21 protein-coding genes are annotated in these 23,653 nt (G+C 65.1%); 8 read left to right on the top strand and 13 right to left on the bottom strand.

Features of this window, described 5'->3' with window-relative positions; translation table 11 throughout:
• Nucleotides 1–103: 103 nt before the first annotated feature.
• Complete coding sequence (locus N4T19_RS19580; RefSeq protein WP_116926607.1) at nucleotides 104–1,003, bottom strand: amino acid ABC transporter substrate-binding protein; 900 nt, start codon at nucleotides 1,001–1,003, stop codon at nucleotides 104–106.
• 294 nt (nucleotides 1,004–1,297) lie between these two features.
• Nucleotides 1,298–2,236: a LysR substrate-binding domain-containing protein gene (locus tag N4T19_RS19575; protein WP_116926608.1), complete on the bottom strand. Its 939-nt coding sequence runs from the start codon at nucleotides 2,234–2,236 to the stop codon at nucleotides 1,298–1,300.
• Nucleotides 2,237–2,516: 280 nt separating this feature from the next.
• On the opposite strand from N4T19_RS19575, the gene N4T19_RS19570 reads away from it, so the two are divergent.
• The 3 genes from N4T19_RS19570 (at nucleotide 2,517) to N4T19_RS19560 (ending at nucleotide 5,524) form a co-directional block, all read left to right on the top strand.
• A complete protein-coding gene (locus N4T19_RS19570) occupies nucleotides 2,517–3,101 on the top strand; it encodes a TRAP transporter small permease (RefSeq protein ID WP_116926609.1) in 585 nt (194 codons plus the stop codon).
• The gene (locus N4T19_RS19565; RefSeq protein ID WP_021026662.1) at nucleotides 3,098–4,396 is read left to right on the top strand and encodes a TRAP transporter large permease; all 1,299 of its coding nucleotides are present in this window, start codon (nucleotides 3,098–3,100) and stop codon (nucleotides 4,394–4,396) included. Before N4T19_RS19570 ends, N4T19_RS19565 begins: the two co-directional genes overlap by 4 nt.
• Nucleotides 4,397–4,486: 90 nt before the next feature.
• Nucleotides 4,487–5,524, top strand: coding sequence for a DctP family TRAP transporter solute-binding subunit (locus N4T19_RS19560; RefSeq protein ID WP_116926610.1), 1,038 nt, complete (start codon nucleotides 4,487–4,489; stop codon nucleotides 5,522–5,524).
• A 103-nt stretch (nucleotides 5,525–5,627) separates the two neighbouring features.
• On the opposite strand, the gene N4T19_RS19555 is transcribed toward N4T19_RS19560, so the two are convergent.
• Nucleotides 5,628–6,608, bottom strand: a complete 981-nt coding sequence (locus N4T19_RS19555) for a Bug family tripartite tricarboxylate transporter substrate binding protein (protein ID WP_116926611.1) — start codon at nucleotides 6,606–6,608, stop codon at nucleotides 5,628–5,630.
• 650 nt (nucleotides 6,609–7,258) lie between these two features.
• Here N4T19_RS19555 and N4T19_RS19550 point away from each other — a divergent pair.
• Both N4T19_RS19550 and N4T19_RS19545 read left to right on the top strand, forming a co-directional pair.
• Nucleotides 7,259–7,558, top strand: a complete 300-nt coding sequence (locus N4T19_RS19550; protein ID WP_116926612.1) for a hypothetical protein — start codon at nucleotides 7,259–7,261, stop codon at nucleotides 7,556–7,558.
• A 248-nt stretch (nucleotides 7,559–7,806) separates the two neighbouring features.
• Complete coding sequence (locus tag N4T19_RS19545) at nucleotides 7,807–10,047, top strand: protein-disulfide reductase DsbD family protein (protein WP_260718811.1); 2,241 nt, start codon at nucleotides 7,807–7,809, stop codon at nucleotides 10,045–10,047.
• A gap of 73 nt (nucleotides 10,048–10,120) precedes the next feature.
• Here the strand turns inward: N4T19_RS19545 and N4T19_RS19540 are convergent, their stop codons facing one another.
• From N4T19_RS19540 to N4T19_RS19520, 5 genes are all read right to left on the bottom strand, one after another.
• Nucleotides 10,121–12,118, bottom strand: coding sequence for a family 2A encapsulin nanocompartment cargo protein cysteine desulfurase (locus N4T19_RS19540; RefSeq protein ID WP_260718810.1), 1,998 nt, complete (start codon nucleotides 12,116–12,118; stop codon nucleotides 10,121–10,123).
• 14 nt (nucleotides 12,119–12,132) lie between these two features.
• The gene (locus N4T19_RS19535; protein WP_021028781.1) at nucleotides 12,133–13,065 is read right to left on the bottom strand and encodes a family 2A encapsulin nanocompartment shell protein; all 933 of its coding nucleotides are present in this window, start codon (nucleotides 13,063–13,065) and stop codon (nucleotides 12,133–12,135) included.
• A gap of 61 nt (nucleotides 13,066–13,126) precedes the next feature.
• Entirely contained in the window at nucleotides 13,127–13,405 is a 279-nt protein-coding gene (locus tag N4T19_RS19530) for a helix-turn-helix domain-containing protein (RefSeq protein ID WP_021028780.1), read from the bottom strand.
• Nucleotides 13,402–14,352 (bottom strand): serine O-acetyltransferase EpsC, encoded by a 951-nt coding sequence (gene epsC, locus N4T19_RS19525; RefSeq protein ID WP_260718809.1) that lies wholly within the window; start codon nucleotides 14,350–14,352, stop codon nucleotides 13,402–13,404. Before epsC ends, N4T19_RS19530 begins: the two co-directional genes overlap by 4 nt.
• Nucleotides 14,353–14,402: 50 nt before the next feature.
• A complete protein-coding gene (locus N4T19_RS19520; protein ID WP_260718808.1) occupies nucleotides 14,403–14,876 on the bottom strand; it encodes a rhodanese-like domain-containing protein in 474 nt (157 codons plus the stop codon).
• A gap of 344 nt (nucleotides 14,877–15,220) precedes the next feature.
• Between N4T19_RS19520 and N4T19_RS19515 the strand changes: the two genes are divergently transcribed.
• Complete coding sequence (locus tag N4T19_RS19515) at nucleotides 15,221–15,781, top strand: hypothetical protein (RefSeq protein WP_260718807.1); 561 nt, start codon at nucleotides 15,221–15,223, stop codon at nucleotides 15,779–15,781.
• Nucleotides 15,782–15,911: 130 nt separating this feature from the next.
• Here the strand turns inward: N4T19_RS19515 and N4T19_RS19510 are convergent, their stop codons facing one another.
• Nucleotides 15,912–17,249, bottom strand: a complete 1,338-nt coding sequence (locus tag N4T19_RS19510) for a sulfatase family protein (protein ID WP_260718806.1) — start codon at nucleotides 17,247–17,249, stop codon at nucleotides 15,912–15,914.
• Between the two features lie 78 nt (nucleotides 17,250–17,327).
• Nucleotides 17,328–18,311, bottom strand: coding sequence for a Bug family tripartite tricarboxylate transporter substrate binding protein (locus N4T19_RS19505; RefSeq protein ID WP_409935130.1), 984 nt, complete (start codon nucleotides 18,309–18,311; stop codon nucleotides 17,328–17,330).
• 187 nt (nucleotides 18,312–18,498) lie between these two features.
• Between N4T19_RS19505 and N4T19_RS19500 the strand changes: the two genes are divergently transcribed.
• Complete coding sequence (locus tag N4T19_RS19500; RefSeq protein ID WP_260718805.1) at nucleotides 18,499–19,023, top strand: MarR family winged helix-turn-helix transcriptional regulator; 525 nt, start codon at nucleotides 18,499–18,501, stop codon at nucleotides 19,021–19,023.
• A 102-nt stretch (nucleotides 19,024–19,125) separates the two neighbouring features.
• Nucleotides 19,126–20,241, top strand: a complete 1,116-nt coding sequence (hemE, locus tag N4T19_RS19495; RefSeq protein WP_260718804.1) for a uroporphyrinogen decarboxylase — start codon at nucleotides 19,126–19,128, stop codon at nucleotides 20,239–20,241.
• A 90-nt stretch (nucleotides 20,242–20,331) separates the two neighbouring features.
• Here hemE and N4T19_RS19490 read toward each other — a convergent pair whose 3' ends face one another.
• From N4T19_RS19490 to N4T19_RS19480, 3 genes are all read right to left on the bottom strand, one after another.
• A complete protein-coding gene (locus N4T19_RS19490; RefSeq protein ID WP_116926621.1) occupies nucleotides 20,332–20,892 on the bottom strand; it encodes a histidinol phosphate phosphatase in 561 nt (186 codons plus the stop codon).
• Nucleotides 20,893–20,977: 85 nt separating this feature from the next.
• Nucleotides 20,978–23,110 (bottom strand): glycine--tRNA ligase subunit beta, encoded by a 2,133-nt coding sequence (gene glyS / locus N4T19_RS19485; protein WP_260718803.1) that lies wholly within the window; start codon nucleotides 23,108–23,110, stop codon nucleotides 20,978–20,980.
• Nucleotides 23,110–23,640 carry a metal-dependent hydrolase gene (locus tag N4T19_RS19480; protein ID WP_116926623.1) on the bottom strand — a complete coding sequence of 177 codons (531 nt, stop codon included), beginning with the start codon at nucleotides 23,638–23,640 and terminating at the stop codon, nucleotides 23,110–23,112. The genes glyS and N4T19_RS19480 overlap by 1 nt, the downstream gene beginning before the upstream one ends.
• Between the last annotated feature and the right edge of the window lie 13 nt (nucleotides 23,641–23,653).

The raw sequence follows: 23,653 nt of genomic DNA, 5'->3' as shown, positions 1-23,653 counted from the left end.
TTTGTAGCAATGTTTGGTGCCTGGTCGCAACTGACAGAAACCAGTACCAACAAAAACGCCCCCCCAAACCCCAGGCTGGAAGGGCGGTACCTAAATGGTGTGCTTACTTGACTTCGTAGGCTTCCATGGGCTTGTCGTTCGGGTTGGCCCAAGCATCCTTGGTTGCAGCCGACAGCGGCAGGCCCACCTTCACGTTGTTAGGAGGGATAGGTTGCATGAACCACTTGTCGTACAGCTTCTCGAGCGAGCCGTCCTTGATCTGCCGCACGATGGAGTCGTCCACAGCCTTCTTGAAGGCGGTGTCGTCCTTGCGCAGCATGCAGGCGATCGGCTCGACCGACAGCACTTCGCCGACGACCTTGTAGTCAGCAGGTGCCTTGGACTTGGAGATGTTGGCGGCCAGGATGGAGCCGTCCATGATGAAGGCATCGGCGCGGCCAGACTCCAGCATCAGGAAGCTGTCCGCGTGGTCCTTGCCCATGACTTCCTTGAAGGTCAGGCCATCAGCGCGCTTGTTCTTGCGCAGGGTCTGCACCGACGTGGTACCGGTCGTGGTCACGATGGTCTTGCCGTTGAGGTCCTTGATGCCGGTGATGCCGGAGTTGGCCTTCACAGCGATGCGCACTTCTTCCACGTAGGTGGTGAAGGCGAACGCAGCATCCTTTTGGCGCGACTGGTTATTGGTGGTGGAGCCGCACTCCAGATCCACGGTACCGTTTTGCACCAGCGGCACGCGGTTTTGCGAGGTCACGGGCTGGTACTTGATGTCCAGCTTGGCCAGGCCCAGCTGCTTTTGCAGGTCGCTTACGATGTGCTCAGCCATCTCGGTGTGGAAGCCAACATACTTGCCGTTACCCAGCGTGTAGCCCAGGCCCGAAGACTCGCGCACACCCAGGGTGATGCTGCCAGACGACTTGATCTTGGCCAGCGTATCGCCCGCTTGCGCAAACGCGCTACCTGCAGCAACCGCTGCGACCGCAAAAGCCAGCAAATGTTTCTTCATCATCAGACCTCCAGATAAATCAATTAAGTGGTCGACTATGGGCCTCAACAGACGCCAAAGCGACAACTGACACGCTACGTATTGTGCAGTCCGTCCAGATAATGCCAGCAAACTGAGCAGTGCAATTATCCGGAAAATTACCAATGAATTGCTAACAATTCATAGCCTTTTTCGAACAAATCGCGTACATCTAACCAACTGCAACACGAGCAATCCGCAAGCATTGCACAGAAAATTTAAGCCGCATATTAGAAATTACCCTGCAAATCCAATTTATCTATATTCTTATAGACATCATGGATTATGTGCGGCGTTGCGGGAGACGAGGTAGTCCCACAGGGCCTGCGCGCCAGTCTTGACCGCATCGCTGGACTGGGGCTTTTCCCGGTAGGCGCGCACATCCATTGCCACTTCCCACTGCGCTGAGCTGGGGTAGTCGGCACGCACGAGCTTCTTGGCCTTGAGCTCCTTCTTGGCCGCGCTCTGCGGCAAAAAGGCCAGACCATGCCCTTCCATCGCCATGGCCTTGAGCCCTTCGGCCATGTCGGTCTCGTAGACGCGGTCCAGATACGCGGGCTCAGGCGCCTGCTTGAGGGCCAGGTCCGTGACGCGGCTGAGGTAGGCCCCCGGCGCGTAGCCCAAAAACGGCAGCGGCACGTCCGCCGCTCCGGGCAGCAGGAAAAGCGGCAGGCCATCGAGCCCGGGCTTGCAATAAGGCGCCATCACCTCGCGGCCCAGGCTCACCATTTCATAGCGTTGCGGGTCCAGCTGGATGGGCTGGGATTCATGGTGGTAGGCAATGAGCAGGTCGCAGCCGCCCTCGACCAGGCGCATCACCGCATCGTGCACATTGAGCGCGATCAAGCGGCTCTTGAACAGGCCAAAGTCATTGCGCAGGCCCGACACCCAGGTGGGGAAGAAGGTAAAAGCCAGCGTATGCGGAACGGCAAAATCGATGATGTCCTTGCCCGAGGACGAGTGCACACGCAGCATCGCGCGCGTGCTCTGCACCGCCTGCAGGATCTCGATGGCCTGGTTGTACAGCGTCTTGCCCGCGGGCGTCAGCCGCGTCGGGTAGGAGCTGCGGTCCACCAGATCGGCCCCCGCCCAGGACTCCAGCGCCTGAATCCGCCGAGAGAATGCCGGCTGGGTGACATGGCGCAACTGCGCCGACCGGCTGAAACTACGCGTCTCCGCCAGACTCACAAAATCTTCAAGCCACTTGGTTTCCATCCGCGCATTATCCACACGCCAATGGCAGTCCGCTGCAAGTGGGCAGGCCCGATGCCAGGCCGGCGCCCGCAACGCAGGCGACTGCAGCGCGCCATCCCCGGGAAATGGATGGCTTGCAAGCCGTTCTTTCAAGGCCATAATCGGGCCCCACTGGCCCACCCGCCAGGCGCGGCGCTGCCGCAGATACCGATCTATCCGATACCAATGGTCCGCTCACAAGGCGGTTTGTGTTTTCCGCATTCACCCTTGGCTCTGCCGAGCCCTCTCGCGACCGGTTGTTATGGCATCACCCTCCCCTCATGCTTCGGGCGGCAGCAGCGCTGCCCCTTCCACCACGCTCCCCAGCGAGCCCGCACCCGCCAAAGGGCTGTGGCTGGAGGACTGGCTCACGGTCGTGATCATGGCGCTGTTGGCGCTCATCACCTTTGCCAACGTCATCGTGCGCTATTTCACCGACGGCTCCTTTGCCTGGACCGAAGAGATCTCGGTGTTCCTGATGATCTTGCTGGCCATGGTGGCTGGCTCGGCCGCGGTGGCGCGCAACCTGCATATCCGCATCGAGTACTTTGCCGAGCGTGGCGACGCGCGCCGGCGCAAGGCCTTTGCCCGCTTTGGCGCGTTGACGGTGGCGCTGCTGTTTGCACTCATTTGCGTGCTCAGCATCCGCGTGGTGGTTGATGACTACCGCTACGAAGAGACCTCGCCGGGCATTGGCGTGCCGCAGTGGTGGTACTCCATCTGGCTGCCGGTGTTCTCGGCGCTGATCACCGTGCGCGCACTGGGCCTGTTCCTGCGCCAGGGCCGGGCCAGCTTCGCCCATGTGTTCTCCGAAGACAGCGACGCTGCCTCCAAGGAGCACGCATGATTGCCACCCTGCTCTTTATCGGCTTTATCGCGCTGATGCTGCTGGGCGTGCCCATTGGCGCTGCGCTGGGCCTGGCCGGCGCCGTCGCCATTGCGCTGGCCAATGCCGACGCGCAATGGTTTGGCCTGCTGGCCATTCCGCAGAACTTCTACGCCGGCCTGGGCAAGTACCCGCTTCTGGCCATTCCGATGTTCGTTCTGGTGGGCTCGATCTTCGACCGCTCCGGCGTGGCGCTGCGGCTGGTCAACTTTGCGATTGCCATCGTTGGACGCGGCCCGGGCATGCTGCCGCTGGTGGCCATTGCCGTGGCCATGTTCCTGGGCGGCATCTCGGGCTCGGGCCCCGCCAATGCGGCAGCAGTAGGCGGCGTGATGATTGCCGCAATGAGCCGCGCCGGCTACCCGGGCAGCTTTTCGGCCAGCGTGGTCGGGGCCGCAGCTGCCACCGATATCCTGATCCCGCCGTCGGTGGCCTTCATCATCTACTCGGTGCTGGTGCCCGGTGCCTCGGTGCCGGCGCTGTTTGCCGCGGGCATGATACCGGGCATTCTGGCGGGCCTGGCGCTGATCGTGCCGGCGGTCTGGATGTCGCGCAAGCACAAGATGGGCGCGCTGGAAGCGAGCCTGCCCCGCCCCGAATTCTGGAAGAGCCTGCGCGAAGCGGCCTGGGGCCTGGCCGCGCCGGTGCTGATCCTGGGCGGCATGCGCATGGGCTGGTTCACGCCGACCGAAGCGGCCGTGGTCGCGGTGTTCTACGGCCTGTTTGTCGGCATGGTCGTGCACCGCACCATCGGTGTGCGCGATCTGTTTCCGATCCTGCGCGAAGCTGGTGAGCTCTCGGCCGTGATCCTGATCGTCGTGTCGCTCGCGGGTATCTTCGCGTTCTCGCTGTCGACCCTGGGCGTGATCGACCCGATCACCAACGCCATCGTCAACTCGGGCCTGGGCGAATGGGGTGTGATGGCCCTGCTGATCCTGATGCTGATCACCGTGGGCATGTTCCTCGACGGCATCTCCATCTTCCTGATCTTTGTGCCGCTGTTGATGCCCATCATGCAGCACTACCACTGGGACCCGGTCTGGTTTGGCGTGATCCTGACCCTGAAGGTGGCGCTGGGCCAGTTCACTCCGCCGCTGGCGGTCAACCTGATGGTCAGCTGCCGCATTGCCGGCGTGCGCATGGAATCGACCGTGCGCTGGGTCGGCTGGATGCTGTTTGCGATGTTCTGCGTGATGGTGCTGGTCATCGCCTTCCCGCAACTCGCACTGTGGCTACCTGCCAAGCTGGGCTACTGATTGGAGCCCGGGCCGGGTACAGGCGCACAGCCCTGCACCCGGCTCCTGGATTTGCAAAGATTTCCCCTTGAACCACCCGGAGACAACACCATGAAAACCCGTCAATTCCTTGCCACTGCCTTGGCTGCTGCTGCGGCGCTGAGCTTTGCCGCGCCCGCCGTGCAAGCCCAGAGCAACTACAAAAGCGAGTACCGCATGTCGCTGGTACTGGGCACGGCCTTCCCCTGGGGCAAGGGCGGCGAGATCTGGGCCAACAAGGTGCGCGAGCGCACGCAGGGCCGAATCAACATCAAGCTCTACCCCGGGGTGTCGCTGGTGCAGGGCGACCAGACGCGCGAGTTCTCGGCACTGCGCCAGGGCGTGATCGACATGGCCGTTGGCTCCACCCTGAACTGGTCGCCTCAGATCAAGGAGCTGAACCTGTTTGCGCTGCCGTTTCTGATGCCCGACTATGCAGCGGCCGACGCGCTGACCCAGGGCGAACCCGGCAAGCGCCTGTTTGCCCGCCTGGAAAAAGCTGGCGTGGTGCCACTGGCCTGGGGCGAGAACGGCTACCGCGAAATCTCCAACTCCAAGCATGCGATCAAGACCCCTGCCGACATGAAGGGCCTCAAGATCCGCGTGGTCGGCTCGCCGCTGTTTGTCGACACCTTCAGCGCGCTAGGCGCCAACCCCACGCAGATGAGCTGGGCCGATGCGCAGCCGGCGATGGCCAGCGGCGCCGTCGACGGCCAGGAAAACCCGGTGGCTGTCTACCAGGCGGCCAAGCTCAACACTGTGGGCCAGAAGTACCTGACCCTGTGGGGCTACATCAACGACCCGCTGATCTTTGTCGTGAACAAAGACATCTGGGCGAGCTGGAGCAAGGCCGACCAGGACATCGTACGCCAGGCCGCCATCGAAGCCGGCCAGGAAGAGATCGCCATTGCCCGCAAAGGCATGATCGAGGCGGGCAAGCCGCTGGTCAAGGAGCTGAGCGCCAATGGCGTCACCGTCACTGAGCTCAGCGCTGCCGAGCGCGAAGCCTTTGTGAAAGCCACCCGCCCGGTGTATGACAAATGGAAGCAGCAAGTGGGCGCCGACCTGGTGACCGCCGCCGAGAAAGCGATTGCGGCCCGCAAGCAGTAAGAGCAGCACCCTCCAAAAGCAAAACCACCGGGGTTGCGCCGGTGGTTTTTTTGTGGGCGCTGCTACAGAGCACCCCTGCGCACTGGCGCTAACGCCACTGTGTTTATTCGATCTTGAAGCCGGTCGTCTTGACCACCTGCTTCCAGCGGTCGGTCTCGGCCTGGATCTCCTGCGCAAAGCTCTCGGGGCTGGTCTTTACCGGGATGTAGTCGTACTGCTTGAGCTTGGCCAGCACATCGGGCATCTGCATGACCTTGTCGATGTTCTGCGACAGGGCCGCGACGATCTCCTTGGGGGTACCCTTGGGCGCGAGCAAGCCGGCCCAGGAGCTGAACTCCATGTCCTTGATGCCCAGCTCGACCAAGGTCGGCACATCGGGGAAGGACGCGGCGCGCTGGGGCAGCACCACGGCCAAGGCCTTGACCTTGCCGGCCTTGATCATCTCCACGGCAGCAAAGGAGTCGAACGAGAAATCCACCTCGCCGGAGACGACGGCCTGCATCTGCGGACTGGTGCCCTTGTACTGCGCATTGATGATCTGCGGCGCCTTGATCACCTGCTTGAACTGCTCGGTGATCAGGTTAATGATGGCGCTGCCCGACGAGGCCGTCAGCGGCTTGTCCTTGTTTTGCGCCAGCGCGATCAGCTCTTGCAGCGTGTTGGCGGGCAAATCCTTGCGGGCAATGATGATGAAGCCCACCGAGCAGACCTTGGCCACCGGCGCAAAGCTGGCGGCCGCCTCATAGGGCGCCTTGTAGATCACCGGGCTCAGCGTCTGGGCACCCGCGGTATTGAACAGCAAGGTGTATCCATCGGCCTGGGCGCGGGCCACTTCGCCGGTGCCGATCATGCCGTTGGCGCCGCCCCGGTTGTCGATGACAAAGGAGGCCTTCATCAGCTCGCCCATCTTCTGCATCACCAGCCGGGCCACCACATCGGTGGTGCCGCCTGCGGCAAACGGCACAATCACGCGCACGGGCTTGTTGGGATAGGCCGCTTGCGCCTGGGCCCACTGGGGCACGCTGGCGGCGCCCGCAGCGGCGGCGAGGGTGGTGAGGAAATGGCGGCGCGCAATCATGTCCATGCAATGTCTCCTGTGGCTGTCCTATTGTTGTCGGCCCATTGTGGGCAGCACCGCGCGGGCTGTCTAATACTTGCCAGCAATGCCACCATTCGCAGGCGCTATCGCGGCATGGTTGCACAGCGTGGACGGGCTGCTGCCCAGCAGGGGCTCCCGCCTGTCTCCCAGGCGTCTTGGCCAGGGCCCGCGCGGGCCTTGCCACGGCGCCAGCAACTGACGGCCTAACGAGCCGGCCATTAGTGCCGATATCAGCACTGCAACGGAGTCAAGGCATCCGCACGGCAGGGCATCACCGCCCCCCTGGGTGGCGCCCACCTGGCCGCTCATGCCCAAGGCGCTCTTGATAGATTTTTATAATAGTTTTTCTCTACTTTATCTCAAAAAAACATAGCCAATTTATACCCCTGGTAAATACCCTAATCTAGGGTTAACACCAGGGTTAGCTGTCACATATTTGTAAAAGTTCCAAGCTAATTCACATTGATTTCGGAACAATCAGTTTGATTTTTGGCTATTTATCGAAGATAGATACCAATATAAACTTCATTCCATCGTTAAACAAAAGCGGTATGGCCAGCAAACAAGTTGGCCGATACCGCAAAAGACGACGCGAGTCGACCACCAGGCCGAACGCAATCCCAAAGGAAAGAAAAATGAACGCACGTATTTTCGCTATCGCCGCTACTCTCGCCCTGGGTGCTTCCGTTGCCCAAGCCAATCCTTTTGAAGGCGACCAAGCCATCACCCCCCAAGCGGCTGCGACCAGCGCCGTGAGCCGCGCCGATGTGCAAGCCCAGCTGGCTGAAGCCCGCAAGACCAACACGATGATTGCCCAAGGCAACCAGTCGACCGTGAACGCCTACGAACTGGGCAAGGGCCAACTGAGCCGCGCCGAAGTGACCCAGGCTGCCCGCCAAGCGCTGGCCAACGGCTCGATCCTGGAAGGCGAATAAGCTTTTCCCCCTTGCCGGCAGCCACTGAGCCGGTAGGGCATCCACGGGACGGCGCACACACTCACCGCCCCTTGGGAACAGGCCACTGCGATGCAGTGGCCTTTTTTGCGTCTGTGCGTTGGGGCTGCGGTGCTGGCACCCAGCGGCTTCCAGGCCGCTACCAGCGAGCAAGCCGCTCAGGTTCTATGATGCGGGAACCTCTCCACGTATCTGTCCTCTCACCGCCAGACAAACAGGTACCACGCGATATGCCCCATGCTTTCCTGCGCCGCTCGATAGGAGCGCTTTTTTTTACACTGCTGGCCCTCGTGCTGAGCGGCACGGCGCTGCATGCCCAGGCCCAGATCAAGCTCCAGATCGGCAGCGGCGCCAGCGCTCCCGCGATGGACACGGCCTCCGGCCCCGCGTCGAGCAGCGTGGTGACCACGCCGCGTGTGCGCGCAGAGCTGGTGGCACTGGCGCCGCAGGGCATCGAGCCGGGCAAAAGCATTGAACTGGGCCTGCTGCTGGACCACCAGCCCGACTGGCATACCTACTGGACCAATCCCGGCGACTCGGGCCTGCCCACGCAGTTGCAATGGCAGCTGCCGCCGGGCTGGGATGCCGGCGAAATCGCCTGGCCCACGCCCCACCCGATTCGGGTCGGTACCCTCGTCAACTACGGCTATGAAGGCCAGGTGCTGCTGCCCGTTACCGTGCAGATCCCCAGCCATTTCTCGGCCGATGCGCGCGATGTGACGGTGCGCCTGCACGCGAACTGGCTGATCTGCCGCGTCGAGTGCATTCCTGAAGAAGGCCAGTTCAGCCTGACCATCCCGACCAAGAGCAGCACCGCGCTGCTGGCGGATAGCTTTGCAAAAGCCCATGCCCAGGCGCCGGTCGCACTGCAAGGCAGCAGCCAGGCCACGGTCGATGGCGAGACGCTGCAGCTGCGCGTCTCCGGCCTGCCCGCTGCTCTGCAGGGCCAGAGCCTGCAGGTACTCAGCGAGAGCCCCGACACCTTGCACCATGCGATGCAGGCCGGCAAGGATTTCCACCAGCAATGGCAAGGCGCGGACTGGACGGCCGTGGTGCCGCTGTCGGCCAACCGGGGCCAGACGCCGCAAGACATTCCGCTGGTGCTGACCACCGACCAGCACCGCGCCGTCGATGGCGCCATCGGCTGGCGTACCGTGGCGCCCCTCAGCGGCCAATGGCAGGCCGCTGCCGTGGCCCAGGTCTCACCAGAGCTGGCCGCTGCGCTGGCCAAGAATGCCCAGGCATCCGCCCCCGCCGCGCCGGCCTCTTCGGGCAGCCTGTGGCTGGCGCTGCTGGGCGCGCTCATCGGCGGCCTGATCCTGAACCTGATGCCCTGCGTGTTCCCGATCCTCGCGTTTAAGGTGCTGGGCTTTACCGCGCACGGCAGCCAGCTGCGCGAGCAGCGCCATGCCGGCCTGGCCTATACCGCGGGCGTGGTGCTGTCGTTCCTGGCCCTGGGCGCGCTGCTGCTGGCGCTGCGCTCGGCCGGCCAGCAGCTGGGCTGGGGTTTCCAGCTGCAGTCGCCGCTGGTCATTGCGGCGCTGGCGGCGCTCTTCACCGTGATCGGCCTCAACCTGGCGGGCATGTTCGAGTTTGGCAGCTTTGTACCCAGCAGCTTGGCGGGCAAGCAGGCCAAGAGCCCGATCAGCAATGCCTTTTTGAGCGGCGTGCTGGCCGTGGCCATTGCCTCGCCCTGCACCGCCCCGTTCATGGGCGCGTCGATGGGCCTGGCCGTGAGCCTGCCGGCCGCCGAGGCCCTGCTGGTGTTTGCCGCGCTGGGCCTGGGCATGGCCACCCCCTATCTGCTGGCCAGCTGGATCCCTGCGGTGGTGCGCTGGCTGCCGCGCCCGGGCGCCTGGATGGACACCTTCCGCCGTGCGATGGCCTTTCCGATGTTTGCCACCGTGGTCTGGCTGGTCTGGGTGCTGGGCCAGCAAAGCGGTATCGATGGCGCAGCCACCTTGCTGGCGATGCTGGTGCTGCTGGCCGCGCTCGTCTGGGCGCTGGGCCTGCAAGGGCGCGCGCGCTGGGGCTTTGCGGTGCTGTCGCTGGCCGGTGGCCTCTACCTGGCCACCGCCATGGGCCACAACCTGACCACGCCTGCCCCTGCGCCCGGCCAACAGGCCAGCGGCGCGCTGTGGCAGCCCTGGTCGGCGCAGAAGGTGGGCGAGATCAGTGCCACCGGCAAGCCGGTGTTTGTCGATTTCACCGCCGCCTGGTGCGTCACCTGCCAGTACAACAAGCGCACTACCCTGAGCGACAGCCAGGTGCTCGCCGCCTTCGAAGGCAAACAGGTGAGCTTGCTGCGCGCCGACTGGACCCGCCAGGACCCTGCCATCACGCAGGCGCTCAATCAGCTGGGCCGCAGCGGCGTGCCGGTCTATGTGCTGTATGCACCGGGCAAGGCGCCGCAGATCCTGTCCGAGGTGCTGAGCGTCAAGGAAGTGGTGGACGCGATCACACAGCTTTAAGACCTCTCCCAATGAGAAAAGCGCCGGTTGTGCCCGGCGCTTTTCGTTTCTGCAACGCAGAACAAGCTGCCGATCAGCGCCGCTGCGCCGCCAGCTTGCGCACCTCGCGCACCAGCTGGTCGACCTCGTCAAAGGTGTTGTAGAAGGCCAGCGAGGGCCGCACGGCGGTCTCGACCCCAAAGCGGCGCAGGATGGGCTGCGCGCAATGGTGGCCGGTGCGCACGGCAATGCCTTCGGCGTTGAGCGCCTGGCCCACCTCGTCGGTGCTGTAGCCCTCCAGCGTAAATGCCAGCACGCTGGCCTTGCCCGGCACGGTGCCGATCAGGCGCAGCCCCGGGACGCGGGCCAGCTGCGCCATGCCATAGTCCACCAGCGCATGCTCGTAGCGGCTGATCTGCGCGATGCCGATGCGCTCCACATATTCGAGCGCCGCGCCCAGGCCCACCGCATCGGCGATGTTGCCGGTGCCCGCTTCAAAGGTATTGGGCAGCGGCTGGTAGACGGTTTTCTCAAAGGTCACATCGGCAATCATGTTGCCGCCGCCCTGCCAGGGCGGCATGGCCTCCAGCACCTCGCGCCGGCCCCAGAGCACACCAATGCCGGTGGGTGCAAAGATCTTGTGGCCTGAGAAGACAAAGAAATCCGCGCCCAGCTCCTGCACATCGACAGGGGTGTGCGCAATCGACTGCGCGCCATCAATCAAGGTCGTGATGCCCCGGCGCTTGGCGATCTCCACCACCTGCTTGACGGGCACCACTGTGCCCAGCACGTTGGAGACATGGCCGATGGCGACGATCTTGGTGCGGTCGTTGATCAGCTTCTGGTACTCATCGAGCCGGATCTGGCCCTGGTCGTCGACCGGTATCACCCGCAGCCGGGCGCCCTTGGCTGCGGCCAGCTGCTGCCAGGGGACGATGTTCGCATGGTGCTCCAGGTGGCTGATGATGATCTCATCGCCTTCGCCCACATTCGCCCCGCCCCAGGCCTTGGCCACCAGGTTGATGGCCTCGGTGGTGCCGCGCACAAAGACCACCTCGCGCGCCTCGGGGGCGTTGATGAAGCGCCGCACTACCTCACGGGCATGCTCATAGGCATCGGTCGCCCGCGCGGCCAGCGTGTGGGCCGCGCGATGGATGTTCGAGTTCTCATGCGCATAGAAATGGCTGATGCGCTCGATCACCTGGCGCGGCTTGTGCGTGGTGGCCGCATTGTCCAGCCAGACCAGCGGCTTGCCGTTGACGCGCTCGGCCAGGATCGGGAAGTCGCACCGCACCGCCTGGATGTCAAAACCGGGATGGCGGTCCTGCTGCGCAGCCACAGGCGCCGCATCGGCATGCGGATGCGGCTTGGCTGGCGTGACAAAGCCACTGGGCAGCGGCACGGCATGCACAAAGTAGTACTGCGGCGCAGCGCCCGGCACCGGAGCGGGGTGGGCCTGGTGGCCCAGAGGCGCCACGTCGGCACCACGTGGCCCACGCAAATCGATGCCGTTCAGATGGCTATCGGGCGCAGTACGGCGGGCCTGGTCGGCCAGCGCCTGCAACGATGCACCACTGCTGTCCGCAGGTGCAGCTGCAGCTGACGGTGGCTCCAGAAAATAATAACCAGCGCCAGGGGTAGAAGCAGAAACGGGTGCTGCCACCGCCTGGGATGCACTGGCTTGCGGTGCAGCCGCATGGGGCACCCCTTGCACCAACCCGCCCAGGCGCGGCTCATAGGCGGGCAGCGTGGCCAGCACGCTATCGGGCACCCCATTGCCGGCTGCGGCATGGGGCAGCAAGGCCGGGGCGCGGTGGGCCAGCGACAGCACCGGTGTGGGCGATGCGGGCAAAAGGTTGCTGCCCGGCAGCACGCCCGCAGGGATAGGGGTGCCCGGCACGCTGGGCCCCAGGCCCGCCGGGCTGGCCAGCGGCGAGCCCGGCGGAGCAATGTTCACCGGCGCCTGCACACCCGGCGGCAAGCCGGGCGCGCTGGGCCGCTCGGCAAACAGCGCGGTGGCCAGCTGCGCGAGCAGCTCGGTGGAGATGGGCGCGCCCGATGGCTCGGGCAGGCCGGATACGGCGGAAACCATGGCGGCTCCTTTGCTCACTTGTAGGTATCGGGGTAGTCGTGGTACTTGTTGATCTCCACGTCATCGAGCACAGCCAATGCATCGGGCGTGTGCACCGCCAGCGAGCAGTACAGCGAGATCAGGTACGAGGCAATCGCATGGTTGTTGATGCCCATGAAGCGCACCGACAGGCCCGGGCCCTGCTCGCCGGGCAGGCCGGGCTGGAACAGGCCAACAACGCCCTGGCGCTTGTCACCCACGCGCAGCAGCAGGATCTTGGATTTGCCGTCCGCCACCGGCACCTTGTCCGAGGGGATCAGCGGCACACCACGCCAGGTGATGAACTGCGAGCCAAACAGGCTGACCGTGGGCGGTGGCGTGCCGCGGCGCGTGGCCTCGCGGCCAAAGGCGGCAATGGTGAGCGGGTGGGCCAGGAAAAATGCCGGCTCTTTCCAGACCTTGGTCAGCAGCTCATCGAGGTCATCGGGCGTGGGCGCGCCGGTCAGCGGGAAGATGCGCTGGTCTTCCGCCACCTGGGCCAGCAGGCCGTAGTCGGGGTTGTTGATCAGCTCGCTTTCCTGGTTCTCCTTGATGGTCTCGATGGTCAGGCGCAGCTGCTCCTTGATCTGGTCATGCGGGCTGCTGTAGAGGTCGGAGACCCGGGTGTGCACATCCAGCACGGTGCTGACGGCGTTGAGGAAGAACTCGCGCGGCTGCGCGTCGTACTCGACAAAGGTGCGCGGCAGCTGGTTCTCATGCGTCTTGGCGGTGCAGGCCACCCGGATGTCCTCGGGGTTTTTGACTTGGTTGAGGCGGTAAATACCCGCCTCGACCGGCACCCATTGCAGCAGATGCGTCAGCCAGCGCGGGCTGATCGTGGAAAGCTGGGGAACGGTCTTGGTGGCGTTGGCTAACTGCCGTGCAGCACTGTCGCCCAATGCGGTCGTGCCGCCTACATTCGCTGTCATATTTCTCTCCGGTTGCGCGTGTGAATGAACAGGAAAATCATCGCTGGCGGGCGCTGGCGCCTCAACCGGCTATCGCCGCCAAGCGCCGCATGTGCTGCGCGCGCACCAGGTAGTGCTGGTGCAGCTCCTCGCCGCGCAGTACCAAGGTGGACTGGGGCACCTGCAGCGCCTGGGCCAGCTTGCCGATGGTGGCCAGCGACACTGCCACCTGGCCGCGCTCGACCTCACCGACATAGGAGCGGTTCAGATCGGCCTGCGCAGCCAGCTGCTCCTGCGACCAGCCCATGGCCTCGCGCGAGCGGCGCACGGCCAGACCGAAATGGTGGGAGAAATCATTCATAGCGCAGCCTCCTCGGCGGGCAAGGCGGGCTCGCTCCGGGTGTGCTGTGCGAGGGTCTGCGCAGCGGCCTGCAGCGACGCTTGGGTCACATGGGCACCGGCGGCCACGCTCTGGGTCAGCCAAACATTGCCGCCAATGACGGCGCCAGCGCCCAGCGTGACCCTTCCCAGAATGGTCGCACCCGCGTAGATCACCACGCCGTCCTCGACGATCGGGTGGCGCGGCTGGCCCTTTTGCAGATGGCCCTGCTCGGTCTGCACAAAGCGCTTGGCGCCCAGGGTGACGGCCTGGTAGATGCGCACCTTGCGGCCGATCACCGCCGTCTCGCCCACCACCACGCCGGTGCCGTGGTCGATGAAAAAGCCCTCGCCAACCTGCGCGCCGGGGTGGATGTCGATGCCCGTCTCGCTGTGCGCGAGCTCGGCCACGATGCGGGCGAGCAGCGGCAGCTGCAGTGCATAGAGCTGGTGCGCAATGCGGTGGTGGATCAGCGCCAGCACGCCGGGGTAGCACAGCAGCACCTCGTCGACGGTGCGGGCAGCCGGGTCGCCCTCATAGGCGGCCTGCACATCGCTGTCGAGCAGGCGGCGAATGCCGGGCAAGGCGAGGGCAAACTGGCGCGTCAAGGCCAGGGCCTGCTCCTCGGTGCCCGCCGGGCTGCGCTGGGTGTAGCGCAGCTCCAGCGCAATCTGGGTCTGCAGCCGGTGCAAGGCGGCATCGAGCGCATGGGCGACATAAAAGTCCTCGCTCTCCTGCAGCAAATCGTGCGGGCCCAGCCGCATCGGGAACAGCACGCCTTTGAGAAGACCCAGGGTCTGGGCCAGCGCATCGCGCGAGGGAAACTCGCGCCCGCCGGGCTCCTGGCTGCGCTGGTGGGACTCGCGCCACTGGCGTCGCTGCTCGGCCAACTGTGCGGCCACTTCTTGGATGGGAAAAGGGGTGGTCATGGGGTGCCTTCTTAGGGGTTCAACGCGCGCTCATGGAGAGGGTCAGGGTCTCAGTCCTGCACCCAGGGCAGCTGGTGGTAGCGCCAGCCATCGCCATGGCCGCGCTGCTGCAGCGCATCCAGCTCGCCTTCAAAACCCTCTTGCACATTGAAGACATGGCGAAAGCCCGCCGCTTCGGCCGCCTGGGCAGCCAGCACCGAGCGTTTGCCGCTGCGGCACAGCAGCAGCGCCACGGCGTCCTTGCCGCCGTGCGCGGCCAGGCGCGCTTCGAGCTCGCGCACAAAGCGCGGGTTGCGGGTCAGCGCCGTACCCGTCGCCCAGGGGACATGGATGCTGCCGGGCACATGGCCGACAAAATGGCGCTCCTCGGCCGAGCGCACATCGACCAGCACCGCCAGCTGCTGCTGCACCAGTTGCCAGGCCGCCACCGGCGGCACGCTGCCGGCATAGCCCAACGCCTGCTCCTGCGCCGCTCTCCAGGCTGCCTCCAGTACATCGGGCAGGCTGATATCGGTTGTTGTCATAAAACGCCTCTAAGGTCAAATGGATGGGGATAGCCACCAATTTAGGCCGCTGGACGCCGTTGGAACAGGAATATAAATGCGCTTGTACATGCGTTTTTCACATATACGAGGCCCACCGCCTGCGGCCTGCGCCTATAGATCTATGTGCTGAATAAGGCTATATTGAAACCAGGGTTAAGCAGTGGACTGCTGCCATTCAGCCAAGGTCTGCTGTGCACCTCTGCTGCCGCAGTGCAACAGGCCAAGTGCTGCGGTCCTTCCTCAAAACAGGGCTGCAATGCCCGCTGTTGGCACCCTGCACGGTGCTGGCAACCGGCAATGACAGCCTCCTATAGGAGACAAAGATGGCTGTCATTACCCATTCCCATGATCTGCATTCGTCCACCCAGGCCGGGAGCCCCCACCAGCGCCATGTCAGCGCCAAACGCGTGTGTCTGGGGATCGTGCTGCTGTGCGTGGCCATCGCCGCGCTGGCCCTGCCGCTGGTGCGCGACGGACTGCAGCTGATCCAGACCCAGCTGCACTGGCCCGCGCTGTCTGGCTGGCTCGCCCAGGCGCCCATGGCCAGCTGGCTGATGATGTTTGTCTGGGGTGCGCTGGTGCCGCTGTCCTTGATCGCGATGCTGCGCCACCACCGCAATGCGCTGGGTGTCGTCGTCGCGCTGGCCTTTGCCGCCGTGGCCGTCGTCTGGTATGTGCACATGCCCGCCCAATCGGGGTGCGCCGCGCAGTACAAGGACAGCATCTGGTGCTCGGTCATCGCCTGGGGCTACAGCCTGAGCCTGGGTATCAGCAACGCCGTCTACCTGTTTGCCCTGGTGATGGCCTTGCTCGGCGGCATCAGTGTGGCCGCGATTCCTGAGGACGATGAAGAAGACACGGGGCCCCAAGCGGGCCGCCCATGACAAGTTGAAGTGAGGGGCTCTCAAGGTCCAGCAAACCGCAGGTTTGCGGAGGAGACCAGGCGCCGCGCCGCAGGCAGTACAAAAGTACGACCAGGCGCCGCAACGGCCTCTCAAGGGCTTTGTGAATCCCTCAGCGCTGGGGCATGTCGGCGTCGGTGTAGCACAGGCTCACCGTCGCATCGCCCGGTATCGGCGGCATGCTGGCGTTCCAGGCTTCCCAGGCGGCCACCATCGCTTGCAGGCGCTCGGGCAGCACGCTGGCCAGGTTGGCGCGCTCGCGCTCATCGGCGTGCAGGTTGAACAAATAGTCCACGCCATCGACCCGCAGGTATTTCCAGTCGCCATCGCGCATCGCGCGCTGGCCCCGGTGGTTCATGCGCCAGAACAGGGGCTGATCCTGGTGCCAGGCCGGGTCCTGCAGCAGCGGCAGCAGCGACTGCCCATCCCAGGGGTAGCCGGCAGCGGGCTGGGCCCCGCCAATGTCCAGCATCGTGGCGCTCCAATCCATCGTCATGCAGGTCTGGCGGCTCTCGCCCGCAGGGGCGATGACGCGTGGCCAATGGGCCACCCAGGGCACGCGGATGCCGCCCTCGGTCAGGTCCATCTTGCCGCCCACCAGCGGCCAGTTGTCCGAGAAGCGCTCGCCGCCGTTGTCGCTGGTGAACACGATCAGCGTGTCGTCTGCCAGCCCATGCGCTTGCAGGCGCTCCACCAGGCGGCCAATGCCTTCGTCCATGTGGTGAATCATGCGCTGGTAGCTCTCGATATTGCCGCCATGCAGGTGGTAGATGGCCTGCTTGTTCTCCACCAGCTCGCGCGACAATGCCTCGTCGTCCCGGGTCTCCCAGGGCCAGTGCGGGGCGGTGTAGTGCACGCTCAAAAAGAAGGGTGTGTCCTGCTGCGCACCGGCTGCCATGCGGTCGATATAGTCCACCGCATAGTCGCTGATCAGGTCGGTCAGGTAGCCCGGCTGCGCGCGCTCGGCCTCGCCAAACCAGAGGTCATGCTGGCCATTGGCACCGCAGTGGCTGAAGTAATCCACGCCGCCCGACATGGGCCCAAAGAACTCCTCATAGCCCGATTGGAGCGGGCTGAAATGCGGCGGGTAGCCCAGGTGCCACTTGCCCATCAAGGCGGTGCGGTAGCCTGCTTCTCGCAGCAGCGATGGCAAGGTCGGGTGGCTGGGCGGCAGGCCCAGGTCAGGGTTGCCGCGCGTGGCGGTGCGGATCGGCTCCTCGGCCGCGCCGCGCAGGCGGTACTGGTAGCGCGCCGTCATCAGCGCAAAGCGCGTGGGCGAGCAGACCGGCGAGTTGGAATAGCCTTGCGTGAGCTTGAGGCCCCCGGCAGCGAGCGCATCGATATGCGGCGACACGGCGCCAAATCGGGCGTTGCGGCCGCCATAGCAGCCCAGATCGGCGTAGCCCAGGTCATCGGCCACGATAAAGATGATGTTCGGTCGTTTCAACACGGGGTCTCACTCACAGTCATGGCGGGCCGGCACCCGGTGGGCGCGCGGCCTGCGTCTGGCATGTCAAGGGGCAACAGATCAGGGCTTGTAGCCCGAGGCCTGGATCACTGGGACCCACTGCTTTTTGTAGGCCTGCAGCGCCTTGGCGGTCTGCTCGGCGGTGCTGGCCACCGGGTCCAGGTAGTTGGTCGCAAACTGTTTGTGCACATCCGGGTCCTGCATCAGCTTGTGGATGGCGGCAGCGTAGCGCTGCACCTGCGCGGCGGGCATGGACTTGGGCGCAAAGAAGGTGTTCCAGCCAGCGGCAGACAGGTTCACGCCGGCCTCCTTCAAGGTCGGCACATCGGGCACGGCGGCGTTGCGGGCATCGCCACTGACGGCCAGCAGGCGCAGCTTGCCCGCCTGGTGCTGCTGCACCAGCGTGTCGAGCGTATCAACGGCGACCGGCACCTGGCCGCCCATCAGATCGGTGAGCAGCGGGGCCGAGCCCTTGTAGCCCACCGCCTCGGCTTCGACGCCGGCTTGCTGGCCAAGCATCAGCGCAAAGAAGTGCGGCAGGCTGCCAGTGGCAGGCACGCCGATATTGGCCTTGGCCGGGTTGGCCTTGAGCCAGGCGAGCAGGTGCTGCATTTCCCTGACCGGCACGGCGCTGGACACCGCCACGCCAAACACATAGCGGTTAACCTCGCTGACCGGCACAAAATCCTGCTCGGCGTCATAGCCCAGATTGCTCACCACCAGCGGCGCCACCACCATGACGGCGGGGTTGGCCAGCATCAGCACCGGCTGGTTGGCCGGCGCATTCTTCACAAACTGCGCAGCCACGCGGCCGCCGGCGCCCACCTTGTTGTCCACAATCACGGTGCTGCCCAGGCTGGCCTGCAGCTTGTCGGCCACGATGCGCGCAACGCGGTCCGTCGCGCCACCGGGCGGGTAGCCCACGATGATGCGCAGCACCCCGTCCTGGGCCTGCGCGGGCAAGGCCCACAGCGACGAGGAGGTGGCCAGCACCGAGGCAGCCATGGCTGCGGACTGGCCGAGAAAATGACGACGTTGAACCATGGGGAGAGTCTCCGATGCTTATGAACAAGGCCGCATGGACGGCCGATGCCCTCTATGTTGCCGCGTTTGATCTAGCCCAAAGGCATAAGCTTTTTCAGCCTCCGCACATGCGCCCGCGCAGCATGCCTGCACTGTAGAAAACCAGGGCACAATTGTTCTAATCAACCATCGCCCGGATTTACCCGCAGTGCCGCCCAACCCCCTTGCCGATCCGCAGCAGCCCAGCGACCTGCTGCTCTACCGCCTGGCCAAGCTCACTGCGTCGGCGGGCCGGCTGGTGACGCGGTTGTGCGAGCGCCACTACGGCATCACCCGGCGCGAATGGGGCGTGCTGATGTGGCTTGCGCGCCAGCCCGGTCTGCAGCCTTCGCAACTGGCCGATCTGCTCGAGCTTGACCGGGCCCGCATCTCGCGCGCGATCGCCTCGATGCAGGCCAAGGGCCTGCTGCACAAATCCACTGAGACAGGCAACCGGCGCCGCGCAGCGCTGCAACTGAGCCCTGCCGGCCAGCGCCTGCATGATGCGCTGCTGCCCCAGGTGCGGCGCATCAACACCGACCTGGTGGCCGCGCTCGATGCCGATGCGCTGGCGCAATTGGACCAGAGCCTGCACCAGCTGCAACAGCAGGCCAACCGGTCCGCGCAGGACGAGGCCAGCGATGCGGCCTTTCCGCCGCGCCAGTCCGGCCACCGCCAAAACCACCTGGGCTGAGCCACCGCCGGGGGGCGATCTGCGCGGACTTTGCTCCATACCCTACCCGGGCAAACCGGCATCGCTGCCCAGGCATCGGCAACTGCGCGACAATCCCTGCCCATGAGCACGACATTTGCACCGCTGAGCAACGACACCTTCTTGCGCGCCTGCCGCCGCCAGGCCACCGACTACACCCCGCTGTGGCTGATGCGCCAAGCCGGGCGCTACCTGCCCGAGTACAAGGCCACGCGCGCGCGCGCCGGCAGCTTCATGGGGCTGGCAACGAATGTGGACTACGCCACCGAGGTGACCTTGCAGCCGCTCGAGCGCTTTGCGCTCGATGCTGCGATCCTCTTTAGCGACATCCTGACGGTGCCCGATGCGATGGGCCTGGGCCTGTCGTTTGCCGAAGGCGAAGGCCCGCGCTTTGCCCAGGTGGTGCGCGACGAGGCCGCCGTGAAGGCGCTGGCCGTGCCCGACATGGACAAGCTGCGCTATGTGTTCGATGCGGTGACCAGCATCCGCCGTGCGCTGGGTGGCCGTGTGCCGCTGATCGGTTTTTCCGGCAGCCCCTGGACCCTCGCCTGCTACATGGTCGAAGGCAAGGGCAGCGATGACTACCGCCAGGTCAAGTCGCTGATGTACAGCCGCCCCGATCTGATGCACCGCATCCTGGAGGTGAATGCCGACAGCGTGGCCGCCTACCTCAACGCCCAGATCGATGCCGGCGCGCAGGCCGTGATGATTTTTGACAGCTGGGGCGGTGTGCTGGCCGATGGCGCCTTCCAGCAGTTCAGCCTGGCCTACACCAGGCGCGTGCTCAGCCAGCTCAAGCGCACCGGCGTGGACGGTACCGATGTGCCCCGCATCGTGTTCACCAAGGGTGGCGGCATCTGGCTGCCCGAGATGCGCGATCTCGACTGCGAGGTGCTGGGCCTCGATTGGACCGCCAACCTCGGCAAGGCCCGTGCCATCATCGGCGGCGAAGTCGGCGGCCCGGGCAAGGCGCTGCAAGGCAATATCGACCCCAATGTGCTGTTTGCCCCGCCCGAGCGCATTGCCGAGCAGGTGCGCCATGTGCTCGAGAGCTTTGGCACGCCCCATACCGACACCAGCCGCCCCGGCCCCACGCATATCTTCAACCTGGGCCATGGCATCAGCCAGTTCACACCGCCCGAGCATGTGGCCGCGCTGGTCGAAGCGGTGCACAGCCAGTCGCGTGCGATGCGTGCTTGATGGAGGCGGCTGAGCGCTGCGATATCGCCCAAGCAAAAGCCCTGCCGTTTTAAATGGCAGGGCTTTTCATGGGGCAGAGCACGTCGCTTCTCAGCCCTGCGGCGGCCGATTCGCGATGGTCTGCAGCAAGTGCTCGATGCACTGGACCATGCTGGCGTGTTGCTGCGCCTCTTCGGAGGGGCACAGCGCCGTCTCGGCATCCGGCCCACCGGGCACGGAGACCCAGTGCAGGCGTGCGCCCAGGCTGGCGGCGGCCTGCAGCAAGCTGGCGCTGCGGGCGATCACCGCGACCTTGCCCGCTTCCATGTTGAAGCGGTCCAGGATCTGGCGCAGCAGCGTGGCCTGGGCATCCAGGCAGTCGCAGTGGTCATCGGGCGGATGGGGACAGAAGAACACCGCATCGACCTTGGCGCCGACGGTGGCCAGCTCCTTGTACATCTGGCGGTGGTAGTCATTGAGTGCGGCGCAGTCGTAGAGACCCCGGCCCAGACCGGGCTGGTTGGCCACCAGCACCACATGCCAGCCAGACAGGTTGAGCCGGGCGATGCTGATCGCCGCATCGGGCATGCTCTGCCAGTCCTGGTGGCCGCTCAGCTGGCCCAGCACCGGCTGGCCAACAATACCGTCACGCTCGAGAATCGCAAGTTTCATCACAGGCTCCCTCCGAAGACAGGCTGGGGCACGCGGCCCTGGCGGGCGGCAGCCATGCACGATGGCTGCGCGCCCATCCAGCTTATCAGGCAGCGACCAGGCGCGACAGATCGGCGATGCGGTTCATCGCCTCATGCAGGGTCGCCAGCAGGCCCAGGCGGTTGGCCTTGAGCGCCGGGTGTTCGGCATTGACCATCACATGCTCAAAGAAGGCATCGACCGGCGTGCGCAACGCCGCCAGGGTCTGCAGGCTGGCGGTGTAATCGCCTTCGGCAAACTGGGCATCAGCCTTGGGTGCGACGGTCTGCAGCGCGGCAAACAGGTCCTTCTCGGCCTGTTCTTGCAGCAGGGCTTCGTCCACGCGGGCGCGTACCGGGCCATCGGCCTTCTTCAGGATATTGCCCACGCGCTTGTTGGCAGCGGCCAGCGCCGGTGCCTCGGGCAGCGCGGCAAAGGCACGCACCGCTTCCAGGCGCTTTTGCACATCGGCCAGGCGCTGGGGGCGGTAGGCCAGCACGGCCTCCACTTCCTGGGCGCCAAAGCCTTGCTCACGCAGGCTGCCGGCCAGGCGGTCATAGATGAAGTCGGACAGCGCTGCGCTCGCGTCTTCGATCTTGTCGCCAAAGGCGGGCAAGGTGCTGACCAGCAAGGTGTCCAGGTCCAGCGGCAGGTCCTTTTCGACCAGCATGCGGATGACGCCCAGCGCATGGCGGCGCAGCGCAAACGGGTCGCGGTCGCCGGTGGGCAGGTTGCCGATGCCGAACATGCCCACCAGGGTTTCGAGCTTGTCGGCCAGCGCGACGATCACGCCCACCTCGCCGCGTGGCAGCACATCGCCGGCAAAGCGCGGCTTATAGTGGTCTTCGATCGCATCGGCCACTGCGGCATCGAGCTGGTCGTTGAGCGCGTAGTAGCGGCCCATCGTGCCCTGCAGTTCTGGGAACTCACCCACCATGTCGGTGATCAGGTCGGTCTTGGCCAGCTGGGCGGCCTGGTCCACCTGCTTGCCCAGTTGGGTGGCGCCCAACTGCTGCGCAATGCTCTTGGCAATGGCACGCACGCGCTGCACGCGCTCACCCTGGGTGCCCAGCTTGTTGTGGTAGACCACCTTGTCCAGCGCCTCGACGCGCGAGGCCAGGGTCTTCTTGCGGTCCTGGTCAAAGAAGAACTTGGCATCGGCCAGGCGCGGGCGCACCACGCGCTCATTGCCACCAGTCACGGCCGATGCGTCAGCGGGGCTGATGTTGCTCACCACCAGGAACTGGTTGGTCAGCGCGCCATCGGCAGCGAGCAGCGGGAAGTACTTCTGGTTGGCCTTCATCGTCAGGATCAGGCACTCCTGCGGCACACCCAGGAATTCCTTCTCGAACGCGCAGACCAGCACATGGGGGCGCTCGACCAGCGCAGTCACTTCATCGAGCAGTGCTTCGTCGTCGATCGGCTTGACGCCGCCGCCCACGCGCTCGGCCGCTGCCTGCAGCTGGCGCACGATCTCGGCCTTGCGCTCGTCAAAGCTGGCAATCACCGCGCCCTGCTCGGCCAGGGTCTTGGCGTAGCTGTCGGCATCAGTGATCACCAGCGGATCGACCAGCGCTTCAAAGCGGTGGCCGTGCGTGGTGTTGCCGGCCTTCAGACCCAGCGCTTCGATCGACAGCAGCACCTCGGTGCCGTGCAGGGCCACCAGGCCATGCGCCGGGCGCACAAACTGCACGCTGCTCCAGCCGGGCAATTCGCAGTTGCCTTCGAGCTGGTAGGTCATGACCTTGGGGATGGGCAGCTTGGCGATGCTCTCGGTCAGCGCCTTTTGCAGGCCTTCGGCCAGGCTGACGCCAGCGGCCGTGCTGTCGTAGAACAGCGCTTCGGCCTTGCCGTCCTGGGCCCGCTTGAGCTGCGGCACCACCGAGGCATCGGCGCCCAGCGCGGCCAGCTTCTTGAGCAGGGCCGGCGTTGGCTGGCCATCGGCCGACAGGCCGACTGCCACGGGCATCAGCTTTTGCGACACCTGCTTGTCAGCGGCGCGCGGCAGCACGTCGGTGATCAGCGCGGCCAGGCGGCGCGGCGAGGCATAGGCCGTCAGCTGCGAGCCGTCACCGGCCAGGCCCTGCGCGCGCAGTTGCTGCAGCAGCACCTGGGCAAAGGCATCGCCCAGCTTTTTGAGCGCCTTGGGAGGCAGCTCTTCAACAAACAGTTCAACCAGAAGATTGGGAGAGGAAGTCATCAGGATTTCCGGGTATGGCGCAGCGCGAAGATGGACAGGCCCAGGGTCAGCAGCGGGAACCATACGTTGTAGAGTTCACTGACCAGGACCTGCACACCGCGCTGCGAGAAAAAGCGGTCTGCAGCAATGGGCGAGACGGCAATCGGTCGCCAAGGGCTGAAAAAACGTTCGGAGCTCAAAGGCCACAGCAGGGCAATGCCGCTGCCGCCGCTGGTCATCATGTCCAGCAAGGGGTGCGACAAGGTGCAGAAAAACACCCAGGCAAAGCCGGCCAGGCGCGGCACCTTCCACCAGCGCGCCAGCCATAGGCCCAGCAGGCCCATCAGCAGTGCAAACAAGGCCGTGTGGGTGATGCCACGGTGGGCCCAGATGCCGCTGCCGGCGCTGCCGAACTGGTAGGGAATGCCGTCGAAATCAGGCGCAATCGCGGCCAGCGCGCCCACCAGCAGCATGCTGGGCGGCACACGGCGGCTGCCCAGCGCCAGCGCTGCGGCGACCGGTACGGCGACATGCGTGAAGATCGTGGGCATGGGCAGCGCGGCG

Source organism: Comamonas squillarum (genome assembly GCF_025309455.1).
Lineage (GTDB): Bacteria > Pseudomonadota > Gammaproteobacteria > Burkholderiales > Burkholderiaceae_C > Comamonas > Comamonas squillarum.
Note: the sequence above shows the minus strand (reverse complement) of the source record. Positions and strands in the feature narration are given on the sequence as shown.